This window comes from Bacteroidota bacterium (genome assembly GCA_016722565.1).
In the GTDB taxonomy this organism is placed as follows: Bacteria; Bacteroidota; Bacteroidia; order 2-12-FULL-35-15; family 2-12-FULL-35-15; genus 2-12-FULL-35-15.
Genome location: JADKIU010000001.1, coordinates 286,383 through 300,574 on the forward strand (window position 1 = coordinate 286,383; position 14,192 = coordinate 300,574).

Annotated in this window: 13 protein-coding genes and 1 tRNA gene; 4 read left to right on the forward strand and 10 right to left on the reverse strand. The window is 37.6% G+C overall.

The features are described 5' to 3' along the window. The first annotated feature begins 6 nt into the window (after window positions 1–6). The gene (locus tag IPP64_01120) at window positions 7–1,587 is read left to right on the forward strand and encodes a tetratricopeptide repeat protein (protein ID MBL0328036.1); all 1,581 of its coding nucleotides are present in this window, start codon (window positions 7–9) and stop codon (window positions 1,585–1,587) included. Between the two features lie 76 nt (window positions 1,588–1,663). On the opposite strand, the gene IPP64_01125 is transcribed toward IPP64_01120, so the two are convergent. The 3 genes from IPP64_01125 to IPP64_01135 all read right to left on the reverse strand — a co-directional run bounded on the left by IPP64_01125 (window position 1,664) and on the right by IPP64_01135 (window position 4,892). Beyond that, a complete protein-coding gene (locus IPP64_01125; GenBank protein ID MBL0328037.1) occupies window positions 1,664–3,643 on the reverse strand; it encodes a KUP/HAK/KT family potassium transporter in 1,980 nt (659 codons plus the stop codon). Between the two features lie 444 nt (window positions 3,644–4,087). Continuing rightward, a complete protein-coding gene (locus tag IPP64_01130) occupies window positions 4,088–4,618 on the reverse strand; it encodes a hypothetical protein (GenBank protein ID MBL0328038.1) in 531 nt (176 codons plus the stop codon). Between the two features lie 200 nt (window positions 4,619–4,818). After that, window positions 4,819–4,892 (reverse strand) — tRNA-Asn (locus tag IPP64_01135). Window positions 4,893–4,996: 104 nt separating this feature from the next. Here IPP64_01135 and IPP64_01140 point away from each other — a divergent pair. Then, on the forward strand, window positions 4,997–5,920 hold the full coding sequence (locus IPP64_01140) for a sugar kinase (protein MBL0328039.1): 924 nt from the start codon (window positions 4,997–4,999) through the stop codon (window positions 5,918–5,920). 82 nt (window positions 5,921–6,002) lie between these two features. Here IPP64_01140 and IPP64_01145 read toward each other — a convergent pair whose 3' ends face one another. Both IPP64_01145 and IPP64_01150 read right to left on the reverse strand, forming a co-directional pair. Then, window positions 6,003–6,752: a superoxide dismutase gene (locus IPP64_01145; GenBank protein MBL0328040.1), complete on the reverse strand. Its 750-nt coding sequence runs from the start codon at window positions 6,750–6,752 to the stop codon at window positions 6,003–6,005. A 165-nt stretch (window positions 6,753–6,917) separates the two neighbouring features. After that, window positions 6,918–7,421, reverse strand: a complete 504-nt coding sequence (locus IPP64_01150) for a biotin/lipoyl-binding protein (GenBank protein MBL0328041.1) — start codon at window positions 7,419–7,421, stop codon at window positions 6,918–6,920. A gap of 128 nt (window positions 7,422–7,549) precedes the next feature. Here IPP64_01150 and IPP64_01155 point away from each other — a divergent pair, with 128 nt between their 5' ends. Beyond that, window positions 7,550–10,246 (forward strand): M1 family metallopeptidase, encoded by a 2,697-nt coding sequence (locus IPP64_01155; GenBank protein ID MBL0328042.1) that lies wholly within the window; start codon window positions 7,550–7,552, stop codon window positions 10,244–10,246. A gap of 79 nt (window positions 10,247–10,325) precedes the next feature. On the opposite strand, the gene IPP64_01160 is transcribed toward IPP64_01155, so the two are convergent. The 3 genes from IPP64_01160 to IPP64_01170 all read right to left on the reverse strand — a co-directional run bounded on the left by IPP64_01160 (window position 10,326) and on the right by IPP64_01170 (window position 12,483). After that, a complete protein-coding gene (locus tag IPP64_01160; protein MBL0328043.1) occupies window positions 10,326–10,613 on the reverse strand; it encodes a tetratricopeptide repeat protein in 288 nt (95 codons plus the stop codon). 61 nt (window positions 10,614–10,674) lie between these two features. Then, the gene (gene pheS, locus IPP64_01165) at window positions 10,675–11,697 is read right to left on the reverse strand and encodes a phenylalanine--tRNA ligase subunit alpha (protein ID MBL0328044.1); all 1,023 of its coding nucleotides are present in this window, start codon (window positions 11,695–11,697) and stop codon (window positions 10,675–10,677) included. A 24-nt stretch (window positions 11,698–11,721) separates the two neighbouring features. Then, window positions 11,722–12,483, reverse strand: coding sequence for a peptidylprolyl isomerase (locus IPP64_01170; GenBank protein ID MBL0328045.1), 762 nt, complete (start codon window positions 12,481–12,483; stop codon window positions 11,722–11,724). A 172-nt stretch (window positions 12,484–12,655) separates the two neighbouring features. Here IPP64_01170 and IPP64_01175 point away from each other — a divergent pair, with 172 nt between their 5' ends. After that, entirely contained in the window at window positions 12,656–13,015 is a 360-nt protein-coding gene (locus IPP64_01175; protein MBL0328046.1) for a carboxypeptidase regulatory-like domain-containing protein, read from the forward strand. Window positions 13,016–13,017: 2 nt separating this feature from the next. On the opposite strand, the gene IPP64_01180 is transcribed toward IPP64_01175, so the two are convergent. Together IPP64_01180 and IPP64_01185 are read right to left on the reverse strand one after the other, a co-directional pair. Then, the gene (locus IPP64_01180) at window positions 13,018–13,356 is read right to left on the reverse strand and encodes a hypothetical protein (protein ID MBL0328047.1); all 339 of its coding nucleotides are present in this window, start codon (window positions 13,354–13,356) and stop codon (window positions 13,018–13,020) included. Between the two features lie 95 nt (window positions 13,357–13,451). Further along, the gene (locus IPP64_01185; GenBank protein ID MBL0328048.1) at window positions 13,452–14,132 is read right to left on the reverse strand and encodes a T9SS type A sorting domain-containing protein; all 681 of its coding nucleotides are present in this window, start codon (window positions 14,130–14,132) and stop codon (window positions 13,452–13,454) included. Window positions 14,133–14,192: the final 60 nt, after the last annotated feature.

Genomic DNA, 14,192 nt, shown 5'->3' on the forward strand with positions numbered 1-14,192 from the left:
AAATTTATGAAACAGAGATCGAAATTAGTAGTAGGATTGTTATTGGTTGCTTCGTCAACCATGTTTGGACAAACAATTAATGATGCATTGAAGTTGACAACAAACGAACAGTTTGAGTCAGCAGATGCTGCGTTTAAAGCATTAATCCAATCGCAACCGAACAATGGGGATTATTATTTTTATTATGGTGAAAACTACTTTAAAAATGACAACCTGGAAATGGCGAACAGCTTGTTCCAAAAAGGTGCAGATGTGAACCCTATGAACCCTTTGCCTTATGTTGGTTTAGGAAAAGTTCAATGGTATAAAGGACAAGCAACTGAAGCAAAAGCAAATTTCTTCAAAGCAACCACGTTGGCTGCCGGAAAAAATGCGACTGTATTGATGAAGATTGCTGAAGCGTATACTAACGCTCCTACAAAAAATTTAGCTGACGCATTTACTTTGTTGGCCCAAGCTACAAAGCTGGAACCTAAAAACCCGGAAGTATATATTTTAACCGGTGATACTTTTTTAGAGCAAAACAACGGAACAAAAGCTGTTGAGAATTATGAAAAAGCGGGTGCATTGGATCCGAAATCACCACGTGCATTGTTGAAACAAGGACAGGTTTGGAACCGTGCTAAGAACTATACGTTGGCCATTGATACCTATAAGAAAGCAAAGTTGATTGATTCATCGTTTGCTCCTGCTTACCGCGAATTGGCTGAGATTTATTTACGTGCTACCCAATACGGTAATGCGGCATACAATGCAAAACGCTATTTACAATTGAACAACGATTGTAGCGCAAAAAGTATGTATTCCGGTATTTTAAATCAAGCGAAACAGTACAAAGAATCGGTTGAAGCCGGAAAAGAAGCCTTGAAATGTGTTCCTGTAAATACGTTTACATACAGATACATGGCGTATAGTCAATACGAAACAGCGGATTATGTGGGTGGATTAGAAAGCATTGACAACTTGTTTAAAAATCATCCTGCTGAAAAAATTATTCCTCAGGATTATGAATACCGCGCAAAATTATTGTCGAAAAGCGGAAAAGATTCATTAGCGATTTTCGATTATAAAAAAGCATTGGAATTGCAACCGGAAAAAATTGAATTGAATGGTGATATCGCGAATGCATACATCAAGATGAAAAAATATCCGGATGCCATTGCTGCTTACAAAGTGAAGATGGAGAAGGGCAAACCGAATGCGAATGATTATTTTGGTTTGATGCGTGCATATTATTTCTCTAAAGATTTTATCAATGCAGATTCTGCAGCAGTACAAATTATTAAGGCACAACCGGAATTGCCTTTAGGTTATTTGTGGAGAGGAAAAATAAATGTGCAAGTTGATGCGAACAATGCAAAATGGTTGGCAAAACCTTTCTATGAAGCGTATTTGACGAAAGTAAAACCGGAAGATGCTGAAAAGAACAAGAAAGATTTAATCGATGTTTACAATTATTTAGCGGCTTACTATGCTGATCCAGCAAGAAAAGATTGTCCGAATGTTAAATTGTACATGCAAAAAATTCTGGAATTAGATCCGGCAAATGCACAAGCTAAAAAGGTATTGGCAGGATTGAAATGCTAATCCTTCTTATAGGATTGAATATAAAAAGGCTAGCTCATTGAGCTAGCCTTTTGTTTTTGATATCAACTTGTATTGCTTAATGTTTAGGAGTGATGGTATCTTGTGGATCTTCTACTCGTTTTAAGTTAATCGCTTTTGGAGGAGCAATGATTAATGGAACTGTTTCCACGGTTACAGAGCTGGTATCTAAACCAAACGCTTTCTCTTCCGATAAACTCAAGTGTTTTAACACACCATATACATCCAGAATAAGTTTTTCATGAATAGGTAATTCGTTTTCGTACGATAAAAATTTCTCGATCACAATGAATCTGAAATCACCAATGATATTGTTTTTATTTAAGGATTTGTAACGACTGGTAATATCCACTTCTTTGTTTTTTACCATGTCTTCTACCACTTTGCGGAACATTAAGTTCACTCGCGGTGCGACACGGAAACCCAATCGGAAATCAATACGAATCACATCATCGTGAATAAATTCACATACCTTGTATTCCATACGATACGGTTCATCTACTACATCCACGTGCACAAACCAATAGATATCGGCACGTTTCGGCTGCTTCTGCATGATTGAATAAATGATTTTCGATTCAATCTCTTCACGATTATCTGCACTTGTTAAATACACCAAGTGGGTTGCATACTTTGGAACACTTAAGTCGCGGCTCAAATCCTCCAATATCGGCAGGTGATCTGTGAGTTTTACAAACTCCACGTATCGGTTTCTGATTTTACGTGCGTAATACCAAATGAGCATAATGGACGTAAGCAAAACCGCAATCATCAAACTAATCCATCCTCCTTTTAAAAATTTATCCATTTGTGCTACCAAGAATGAAAGCTCAATAAAGAGATAAACCACAATGAAAGTAGAAATGACCGGGCGCCAGAAACGTCTGATACGCATGTAATACGTGAGTAAACGAGATGACATTAACATTCCGAGGATGATGGTCAATCCGTAAGCCGCTTCCATTTTTGTAGATTCTTTAAAATACAAAACCACTAATATACAGCCGGTACAAAGCAACCAGTTAACAGAAGGGATGTACAACTGACCTTTCAATTCACTCGGATATTTAATTTTAGCTTTTGGCCAAAAGTTAAGTCGGATGGCTTCGTTGATCAATGTAAACGAACCACTGATTAACGCCTGACTCGCAACAATGGTAGCGATGGTAGCCAATGCAATTCCGAATGGTAGAAACCATTCAGGCATAATGGTGTAAAACGGACTTGCTCCATTTAAGTGTTCGCCTTGATGTGCAATAAGCCAAGCGCCTTGGCCAAAATAGTTTAACACCAATGTTGTTTTAACAAACATCCAGCTGATGCGAATGTTTTGGCGTCCACAATGTCCTAAATCCGAATAAAGAGCTTCCGCTCCTGTTGTACAAAGGAAAACCGCACCAAGTATCCAAAATCCTCCGGGATGCTTTACCAATAAATCATAACCGTACATTGGATTTAAAGCATTTAATACTGACCAGTTGTTTGAAAGCTGTGATACACCAAGTATTCCAAGCATTAAAAACCAAACAAGCATAATAGGTCCGAATAATTTACCAATGGATTTTGTTCCGAACTGCTGAATCGCAAAAAGCAAAATGATGATGACAATAACAATTGGAACAGTAGGGATGTGTTTGAGTGAATCCACCATGCGTAACCCTTCAATAGCGGATGATACGGAGATGGGAGGAGTGATAATCCCTTCAGCTAAAATGGCGCTACCACCAATAACGGCAGGGAACAACAGCCATTTTACTTTTGTCTTTTTTACTAATGTATACAATGCAAAAATTCCACCCTCACCTTTATTGTCGGCACGGAGTGTAAGGAAAACATATTTTAAGGTAGTTTGTAATGTAAGGGTCCAGAAGATACAAGAGATCCCACCCAACACGGTCACATTATTAATAGGTCCTTCACCTACAATGGCTTTTAACACGTATAAAGGAGAGGTTCCAATGTCTCCGAAAATAATTCCTAATGTAACAAGTAAGCCTGCTGCGGAAAGCGTGTGAACGTGATGATGGTCTTTGCCCATAATGGGGTTGAATATTTTAGCTCACAAAATTACTAAATATTAAAGCATAGAGGCTGTATAAATTCGACAAATAATACTTCTCAGCAGTTAGAAAAAGAAAGAATCGTCTTCGTATATTATTTTTATGAATGGGAACTCGTTTCAAGTTTTAAATTTTCAGAAGTCGTAGGTAAGTAAAAAGGTGGTTTTTTATTGAACGGTTCGGATGGAATTTTACATTGGTCACGAAAGATAGAATCAGGCTAAATGATGAGGTGATTTTCAACAAATTGTTAATAATCTGGCCTTTTATATCCTAAAACAGTATTTATAAATATTTTATATTTAAATTAATACTCTTTTAAACAATACTTAAACAATGATTAAGCGGTTTTAGGTTAGGTTTTAATGGTTGGTAAACAAGACTTTAGGGGTGTGTGAGTTCAGTAATAAGGCTGCGATTGATTAAAGTCGGAAGAAAGTTTTTGACCATGCACTACCAAGGACGATTTGAGTTTTTCTGCCCCCAGGTTTTAGCGCTTTTACAAGTTCTTCGGAAGTAATTGCTGCTCGGTTTATTCCCCCCTTCTCGCTGAAACGTAAGTTTAACATAGCAAGAAAAGTGCTTAGAAAGCCGAGTAATGTTAGGGAAAACAAATAGGGGAGCAATAGACTTGCATTAATAATGAGTAATGTTATTTCTAGTGATAGACCAAATTCATCCAAGTGTTTGTACCCTGCAATAAATACAAGGTTCACATAAACAAACCCATACGCAATAAGGAAAAGAAACAGTAGTTTCATGCCGGTGTCTGCACTTTTAAATGCCTTCCACTTTGTCTTAAAATTATCAAAATAGGTGTTGGTAATAATCTTTTCCATCTTACTGGCTTCCGATTCTGTAATTCTACCATCTTGATAGTATTTTTCAATTTCAATTTTGTCGCGACTATAATCTGCATCATTAATTTCTTCAAGAAGTTTGATTCGTTCCAATATTGTTTCTTTTTTCGTTTTTCGCGATAAATGAAAAAATTCATCGTGCCTATTTTTGGGTTTGATAAGCAGATACAAGGAATAAATAATAATAAGAATTGGCGGTGCAAAGCAAATTAGGTAAATCATTTGTAGGATTTAGTTGTATTTTAGGCATGAAAAAGCCCCAACAGCAGTGCTGTTGGGGCTGTCATTTTTTGCTCCCTCTGCTGGACTTGAACCAGCGACCCTCTGATTAACAGTCAGATGCTCTAACCAGCTGAGCTAAGAGGGAATTTAGTTTCTGGTTAATAACCCTTTTGAAAAAGGAGTGCAATATTAGTATCTTCAAAGCAAATATGCAATATATTTGCGCGAAATATTTTAAAAATCTAAAAAATGAGTCTATTAGTTGTAGGAACAGTTGCTTTTGATGCCATTGAAACCCCTTTCGGGAAAACCGATAAAATTCTTGGTGGTGCTGCCACATACATTTCTTTAGCAGCCTCTTACTTCACTAAAAACATCAATTTGGTGTCTGTGGTTGGTGGTGATTTCCCGTCCGAACACATTGATATGCTTAAAAAGCATCAAATCAATACTGAAGGGTTGCAAATTTTAAAAGATCAGAAAACCTTTTTCTGGGCCGGTAAATATCATAATGATATGAATACCCGTGATACAATTACTACAGAATTGAATGTTTTGGAGTCGTTTAACCCAGTTGTGCCGGATGCTTACCAAGACTGTGAATTTTTGATGTTAGGAAATTTAGTGCCTAAAGTGCAGCAACAAGTGATTTTGCAGTTGAAAAACCGTCCGAAACTAATTGTATTAGACACCATGAACTTTTGGATGGACATTGCAATGAATGACTTAAAAGAAACCATAGCAATGGTGGATGTATTAACCATTAACGATGGGGAAGCACGTCAATTGTCAGGTGAATACTCCTTGGTAAAGGCAGCACAAAAAATATTGGCGATGGGACCAAAATATTTAATCATCAAAAAAGGGGAGCATGGAGCATTGTTGTTTGATAAAACGCAAGTGTTTTTCGCCCCGGCATTGCCTTTGGAAGATGTGTTTGACCCAACAGGTGCGGGAGATAGTTTTGCGGGTGGATTTATCGGTTATTTGGCTGAAACAAAAGATATTTCGTTTGACAATATGAAACGTGCAATTATCTTCGGTTCGGCTACAGCCTCTTTTTGTGTAGAGAAATTCGGAACAGAAAATTTAGTCGGACTTACCGCAGCGCAAGTAGATAGCCGTGTGCAGGAGTTTGTGGATTTAGTGCAATTTGATATTGCATTGGTATAAATCTGATATTAATACTATAAAAGAAGCCCCGGCAAATAATGCCGGGGCTTTTTTATTTTACATCTTAAAGTGTGCAATAATCTTAAGCACTGTAGAGTCCTTCTGCAACATCCCAGTTCACCACATTCCACCACGAAGTAATATAATCTGCGCGTTTGTTTTGGTTCTTCAGATAATAAGCATGTTCCCATACATCCAATGCCAATACAGGTGTTCCTTTTACTTCTACTGAATCCAGGTTCATCAATGGATTGTCTTGATTTGCGGTGGAGGTGATTACCAATTTGCCTTCCTTGGTTTTTACCAACCAAGCCCAACCGGAGCCGAAACGTTTCATTCCGGCATCAGCAAATTGTTTTTTGAATTCATCAAATGAACCAAAAGTTGATTTGATGGCTTCTCCTAATTTTCCTTTCGGCTCACCACCCCCGTTGGGCTTCATTAAACTCCAGTACAATGAATGGTTGTAGTGTCCACCGGCATTATTACGAATAGGCATAGAGAATCCAGCGCCTACTTTAGCAAGAATTTGCTCGATTGTTAATGGCCCAGAAAGCATGTTTTCTGTTTCCAGCCCCTTATTTAAATTAGTGATATACGCTTGGTGATGTTTGCTGTGATGAATCTCCATTGTTAGTTTATCAATGTGAGGCTCCAAGGCATCGTAGGCATAAGGCAATGCAGGGAGCGTAAATTTTCCTCCATCCGCTAATGCACTTTCTTTTTCAATAAGTTTTGCTGCATTCAGGGTGTTGCCAACTGCTGAAGTAACAGCAATGGCGCCTAAAGCAAGTGCTGATTTTTTTATAAAGTCTCTTCTGTTATTTTCCATAGTAATAAGTAAGTTAATAATCGTTCACTCTTCACAAACGTCATGCCGTGCTACGACACGGCATCTCATGATAATAAGCAGTATTTACAATTGGCAGATCCCGTGTCGCGGCACGGGATGACGGTTTTAAAGAAGATAGCGCTTCGTAAAGATTAGCTATCCGTATTATCCGAAGTTAATCAATACCTGATTTTTCTCAACGGCTACACCTTTCTTTACATTGATTTTTTTAATGGTTCCATCGGTTGGTGATTTGATAATGTTTTCCATTTTCATGGCTTCCAACACTAAAATAGGATCACCTTTTTTAACGGTGTCTCCTTCTGCAACTCTTACATCCAATACCAATCCTGGCATCGGAGCTTTTATTTCGTTTACTTTTTTAGAACTTAAATCATCAAAACCTAGGCTCTTCAGCAATTCATCGTACTTGTCTTTTACATTCAGTTGGTAATTGTTTCCATTGACGCGTACCAAAAAACTTTTCTCAGCTGCATCAGCTTTGATCACTTCCACATTGTAAGAGCGATTGTCTTTTATAATATGAAAACTACCATTTTTTACTTCAATCACATCCAAAGCAAATGCTTTGCCATCAATGGTTCCTGTGCTTTCGTTTTCGAGCTCTATAGTATGCTCTTTCTGATTGTTTACTTTTACTTTTAGCATAACACAAAGATATTGATTTTTGTTTAAAAATGGATTTAAATAACCACCTGTCCTCCCGAAACTCCGCAAGTGTAGAAATTATTTGAAATCTATTTTATTTTCACAACCTTTGGTTTTCTAAAATTAGTATGATGGTTCTGAACGCACGTATTTTTATCCTGGCAATAGCGCTTGTTTTTGCTTCTTCTTGTAATTTGTTTAAAAAATCAACTGGCAAGGACGATGATTTAATTGTAATGAACCTGGATACTATTCAGGCGGTTGCTACGAATATTCAAGTTGAAGAATACCATGCTTCGGAAACGAGATTAAATGATATACTTCACACCAAATTGGATGTGAGCTTCGATTGGACCACACAATACATGTATGGAAAAGCCACCATCACCACAAAACCTTATTTCTACCCGACTTCCGAAATTGCATTAGATGCCCGTGGAATGGACATCAAAGAGGTGTCACTTGTAAAAAAAGAATACAAAAAAACCGGAATGGATAGCAAGAAAAATCCGGATGGAGTTTACGAAGCAACCGTTTCAGAAGTGGATACTAAAACACCTTTACAATACAACTACAAAGAAGATGTACTCACCATTCAACTGGGGAGAGTGTATAAAAATAATGAAGAGTATACCCTGTTTATTGAGTATGTTGCCAAACCGAATGAATTAAAAAAGAGTGGTGGAAGTGCAGCGATTACGGATGATAAAGGATTGTATTTTATCAATCCGGATGGGAAAGATAAAAATAAGCCGCAACAAATTTGGACGCAAGGAGAAACGCAAGCAACTTCGGTTTGGATGCCAACCATCGATCGTCCGAATGAACGAATGACTCAGGAGATTTACATGACGGTTGATAAAAAGTATGTGACATTATCTAACGGAGAGCTGTGTTCTTCCTTTGATAATGGTGATGGCACTCGAACAGATTATTGGAAAATGGAATTACCTCATGCTCCCTATTTAGCAATGATGGCTGTTGGTGATTTCGCAGTTGTAAAAGACAAATGGAGGGGGAAAGAAGTATCCTATTTTGTTGAAAAGGAATACGAGCCCCATGCAAAAGCTATATTTGGCAACACTCCGGAGATGTTAGAGTTTTTCTCAAACAAGTTAGGTGTTGAATATCCATGGATTAAATATTCACAGATTACTGCACGTGATTACGTTTCTGGGGCAATGGAAAATACCACTGCTACACTTCATAGCGAATTTTTACAACGCACCGATAGGGAATTGTTAGACAAAGATTACGAAGATTATATTTCGCATGAATTGTTTCATCAGTGGTTTGGTGATTTAGTTACCTGTGAATCATGGAGCAATTTGCCGCTGAACGAATCATTTGCCACGTATGGTGAATATTTATGGCAAGAATATAAATATGGCTTGGATGCAGCAGACCACCACAGCGCAGAATCCAGAGCCGGATATTTAGCGGAATCCGACAGAAAACAAGTCAACCTGATTCGTTTTCAGTATTCCGATAAAGAAGATATGTTTGATGGACATAGCTATAATAAAGGCGGACAAGTGCTTCACATGTTGCGAAAATATGTTGGCGATGATGCGTTTTTTGCTTCCTTGAAATTGTATTTAGAAACCAATAAATATACTTCTGTGGAGATTCATCAATTGCGAATGGCATTTGAAAAAGTAACTGGTGAAGATTTAAATTGGTTTTTTAATCAATGGTTCTTGTCGCCCGGACACCCTGATTTAATTATTCGTTCGGAGTACAATGCCAACAATCAAAAACAAATTGTACAAATAAAACAAGTACAAGATTTTTCAAAAACACCGTTGTTTAAAATTCCAATGTACATCGATTTGTATGTTAATGGAAAAGTGGAACGCAAAAAAATCACACTGACTAAATCCGATGAGACATTCGAATTCCCAGCTGCTTCAAAACCTGATTTGGTAAATGTAGATGCAGAAAAAATGTTGTTGTGCACAAAAAGCGAAACGAAGTCGATTCAAGAATTAGCATTTCAATATTCAAATGCTCCATTGTATTTAGATCGATTTGAGGCCCTTTCGAAACTTTCGGAGAAGGCAGGGGACTCCATTGCTACTGGCGTTATCATCAAAGCATTAAATGATAAATTTTGGAATTTACGCTTGGATGCTATTGGCGCTTTGAAGAATATTCAAGCCGGACATGAAAAAGAAATCAAAGAAAAATTGGTTGGGTTGGCTCAAACAGATGCGAAAGCCATTGTACGTGCCATGGCGATTGAGTTTTTATATGCGAATTACAAAGATGCGGATTTGGAACCGTTGTATAAAAACGGATTGAAAGATAAATCGTATTATGTGTTTAGCTCTTCTTTGTCTGCCATCGGAAAAATAAACCCGAAAGAGGCGATGGTGATTGCTAAACCTTATGAAAATGAAAAGAACATTGACGTGTTGTATGCAATTACAGATTTATATGCGGCAAATGGAACGGATGAAAACAATGATTTTTTTATCAACAACGCAACAAAGTTCACCGGGTTTTCAATGATTGGATTTATTTCACAGTACACGGTATTTTTGAAAAAGGATAAAAAGGATGAAACGGTAAACAAGGGAGTTGATTTGTTGGCAGGCATTGCAAACGATGCAAGCATTACAAAGTGGGTGGCCTATTATGCAAAAAAATCAGTAAAAGAACTTGTTGCGATGTACGATGATCGAATTGCATTCACCAATGAGAAGATAAAAAAACTGAAGGAAATAAATCCGAATTCCGATGTGCATAACTTGGAAAGTGAGATTGAAAGCGCAAAAGCGCAAAGAGAAAAAGTAGCGAAAGTGTTTGAAACAATAAAGTAATGTTGGATTTTTCAAGAAACTTTTTTGCCTGCCGCACAGCCTGGCTCTAATTTAAATATGTCCACTGGACATTTTTAAATTAGTCCTCCTCCAACATCCACAAAGCTTCATTCAATTCACCCAATGCTTTGTTGTTTTTAATTTTTTTTGCGACTTCTGTTCCTTTTGTATAGGTTGCAATCGCCTTGGGAATATCTTGAATGTGCTCGTAGTATTTTCCCAATTGGTAATAAGCACCCAAATAGTTTTCATCTCGAGTTATCAATCCCTCGATTAATTCAATGGCTTTTACTACATCATTTACTTTTGCATACTCCAATGCCAATGCATAGTTTAAGAAGGAGTCGTTGGGCTCCGTCTTAAGCATTTCTTGTATTTGGAGCAAGCGAGACATTGTAAGTTTGTGTGAAAATAGAATCAGTTCTTTATTAAATAACCGATTTAAATTGTTTCAAAAAGCGAACATCGTTTTCAGAAAACAATCGAAGATCTTTTACTTGATATTTAAGCATGGTGATGCGCTCAATGCCCATACCGAAAGCAAATCCGCTGTATTGTTTGCTATCTATTTTGCAGTTTTCAAGTACAGAAGGGTCCACCATTCCGCAACCTAAAATTTCTACCCAGCCGGCACCTTTACAGATATTGCATCCTGTTCCTTTACAAAACGGGCAAGAAATATCCATTTCAGCACTAATTTCTGTAAATGGAAAATAGGAAGGGCGCAAACGAATTTTTGTTTCTTCGCCAAACATTTCTTTTGAGAAATATAAAAGCGTTTGTTTTAAGTCGGCAAACGAAACTTTTTTATCAATGTACAAACCTTCTACTTGGTGAAACTGACAATGAGCACGTGCAGAAATAGCTTCATTGCGGTAAACGCGCCCCGGTGAAATGGTGCGAATAGGTGGCTGTGTGCCTTCCATGATATGTACTTGCACGGAAGAGGTTTGTGTTCGTAATACAATATCAGGGTTTTCAGAAATGTAAAAGGTGTCTTGCATATCACGTGCAGGATGATCTGCAGGTGTATTTAAGGCTGTAAAATTATGCCAATCGTCTTCAATTTCCGGTCCTTCCGAAACGGTAAATCCAATCCGAGAGAAGATGTCTACAATCTGATTTCTAACGAGCGATAACGGGTGTCGTGAGCCAAAAGCAATGTTTTCAGCAGGCAGTGTTAAATCAATCGTTGAATTCGCAGCATCATCCGATGATTCGAATTTTTCTTTCAAGTGGTTGATTTTATCTTGTGCTTTGTTTTGCAGTTCATTCAGCTTTTGGCCAACTTCTTTGCGCATTTCAGGTGCAACAGTTTTGAACTCCTCAAACAGCTCTTTTACTTTTCCTTTTTTGCTCAACAATTTAATACGAAACTCTTCCACATGCTCTTTGCTGCTTGCGGTAAAAGCTTCAATTTCACTTAATAATTCGTCAATACGATCTTTCATCTTTTCTTAAAATAGTGCACGAAGTTAAGGAATAATTGAAACACTCAAAATGCGAATGTCTTCGATGGGTCTTGCGCTTTTATCGGTTTTTTGTGCGGCAATTAAATCAACAATCTCCATGCCTTGATAAACTTCTCCGAAAACGGTATAGGTATTATCCAATGCAGGCGTTCCACCGATGGTGGTGTATGCTTTTATTTGTTCCGGAGTGAATTTGTATAGCGCAACATTTGGAAATTCTTTTTCCACTTTAGCATCAAAAACATCGTTGATGTATTTCATGCTGTCGGCTTTTTCTTCTTTTACATACCGTTTGTAATCATCTAAATAATGTTTGTTTTCAGCAAGATTAACAAAATAAGCGTAGAGTGTTCGTTTCGTGATTCTCACGGCTTGTGTTTTTAAAAGCGAGTCGGTATAGGTTTTACCTTGGACAATGTAAAACTGAGAGCCGGAAGAAGCCTGTGTTGGATTATCTAAGTCGCTTTCTCTGGCAGCGGCAAGTGCACCTTTTTTATGAAAAATGGAGCGGTTAATTTCAGCAGGAATGGTATAGCCTGGACCGCCTTCTCCCATTACTTCTCCTGGGATTGCATTTTTTGAATTCGGATCACCACCTTGAATCATGAATTTTTGAATAACGCGGTGAAATAGAAGGCTATCCAAGTAATGTGTTTTAACCAGTTTCAAAAAATTGTCGCGGTGAAGTGGTGTTTCGTTGTATAATTTTATCTTAATATCCCCGTAGGTTGTCTTAATCAGCACGTTGATATTCCCTTCGCCCATGTTTTTATGGGGAATAAAAGCCGTAAACATCAAAAAAAGCCCTAAAACAAATGAAAATCCTATGAAAAGTTTTTTGTTATTCATTTTAAATGTATTAAATTTGTTAATTGTAAAGATAATCAAGTCTTACATTCATCGTACCGAAATTTATCTTTTAAAGAAAAATATACACATGAAAACATTAGCTACCAGAATTTCAGCAGTTATAGCCGTAATCGCACTACTATCTGTGGTGTTTGTATCTACATCTTGTAACAAGGATAAAACCTGCCATGGAAAAGTAACCGTAGTGGATACGAATGGAGCTGCTATATCAGGAGCAACAGTTCGTTTAGCTGCACCTTCTGTTAGTGGTGATGTTGTTTATGATGGGACTACAGATGGGTCTGGAATGGCTTCTTTTGATGTAAAACTTCCTGCAATTTTTGATGTTACTGCAACACATCCTGCTTATGCCGGTGAAGAAGGTGTTGGCGTTCTTCGTTTGGATGAGCCGGGAAAAGATGCTGAAGTAACCGTTAGAGTTCAATAAATTTAGGACTGTATATCTACGGTTTTAAAATACTCTACAATCGCTTGTTTAATAATTTCTTGCTGTTGTGCCGGCTTTAATGGTGGCAGATTCTCTATTGTTTTCCAGTGTGGCCAGCCGTCTTTATCCAACCCTTCGTATTCATAATAGCCATAAGGTGAAAGTAATGTGCAGATAGCAATGTGCATCACGTCCAGCTTTTCGTTTTTGGAGAGCTTTATTTTCCCTTTTCCTAACTCCTGCAAACCAATAATAAATAGTAACCCTTGTATATCGATATCGTCACCAAACTGTTTTGCGATTTGTTTGAGTACGTTTTGGTATTCAAATTCTGTATCCATAGCACAAAGGTAAGTAATAAGATGAAAGGTCTGTAAAGAACAAATGCCAATCTGAGGAAAAGCAGATTGGCATTTGTAAAGTGAAGCATGTTATATTATTGTTTAATGACTCGAATCGTTCGGGTTTGTTTGTTTTCGAGTTGAATCTTAATCAAATACGTTCCCGCTTTCCACTGATCGGTACAGATGAACAGTGGATTTTTTTCAGTTTGAATCAAACGGCCTGTTAAATCGTAAATTCTTACTTCTTCAATAGCATTTTTACCCGTGTTTTCGAGCGTAAAATTGTTGGATGTCGGATTCGGATAAGCTTTTATGAGTCGAGTTAAATCGAGCTCATCAACACCAATAGGGATCGTAAGCACTTCAATATAAGTTAATGAGTCTCCGGTGCTTGCCGTTAAAGCTACCGGCCAAATTACAATTACATTGATGTCGTAATGATATAAAGCCGGTCCAATTGTATAAGTAGGGTAAAGAGTGAATTTGAGACTGTCGTTTGCTGGTATGGTTACTATACCTGTATTAGAAGTATCAATAGGCAAATAAAAAACACCGGAAGAGTCTTGCACTTCAGTATGGAATGTAATGTTATCACTAAAGGCTGCAGCTCCGCTGTTTACAACCCAAAAGAAAATGCTGTCGGTAGCTCCTCCCGGCAGCGTATCGTTACTTATAATAACGGAGTATGGGCTAATGCCTAATGTTACTTGAGCTTTTGACTGACTATGGGTCATTAAAATTGCCAAGAGGAGGAGCAAGAAATATCGTTTCATACTATAAGAGTATTAAGTTTCGGGATGTTTTCTAATCAAATGTATTTAAATATTTTGGCA

Bases quoted from the DNA above. Each gene is read 5' to 3' on its own strand.
- IPP64_01120 (MBL0328036.1), top strand. From the start codon at position 7: ATGAAACAGAGATCGAAATTAGTAGTAGGATTGTTATTGGTTGCTTCG.
- IPP64_01125 (MBL0328037.1), bottom strand. From the start codon at position 3,643: ATGGGCAAAGACCATCATCACGTTCACACGCTTTCCGCAGCAGGCTTA.
- IPP64_01140 (MBL0328039.1), top strand. From the start codon at position 4,997: ATGAGTCTATTAGTTGTAGGAACAGTTGCTTTTGATGCCATTGAAACC.
- IPP64_01145 (MBL0328040.1), bottom strand. From the start codon at position 6,752: ATGGAAAATAACAGAAGAGACTTTATAAAAAAATCAGCACTTGCTTTA.
- IPP64_01150 (MBL0328041.1), bottom strand. From the start codon at position 7,421: ATGCTAAAAGTAAAAGTAAACAATCAGAAAGAGCATACTATAGAGCTC.
- IPP64_01155 (MBL0328042.1), top strand. From the start codon at position 7,550: ATGATGGTTCTGAACGCACGTATTTTTATCCTGGCAATAGCGCTTGTT.
- IPP64_01160 (MBL0328043.1), bottom strand. From the start codon at position 10,613: ATGCTTAAGACGGAGCCCAACGACTCCTTCTTAAACTATGCATTGGCA.
- pheS (MBL0328044.1), bottom strand. From the start codon at position 11,697: ATGAAAGATCGTATTGACGAATTATTAAGTGAAATTGAAGCTTTTACC.
- IPP64_01170 (MBL0328045.1), bottom strand. From the start codon at position 12,483: ATGGGCGAAGGGAATATCAACGTGCTGATTAAGACAACCTACGGGGAT.
- IPP64_01175 (MBL0328046.1), top strand. From the start codon at position 12,656: ATGAAAACATTAGCTACCAGAATTTCAGCAGTTATAGCCGTAATCGCA.
- IPP64_01180 (MBL0328047.1), bottom strand. From the start codon at position 13,356: ATGGATACAGAATTTGAATACCAAAACGTACTCAAACAAATCGCAAAA.
- IPP64_01185 (MBL0328048.1), bottom strand. From the start codon at position 14,132: ATGAAACGATATTTCTTGCTCCTCCTCTTGGCAATTTTAATGACCCAT.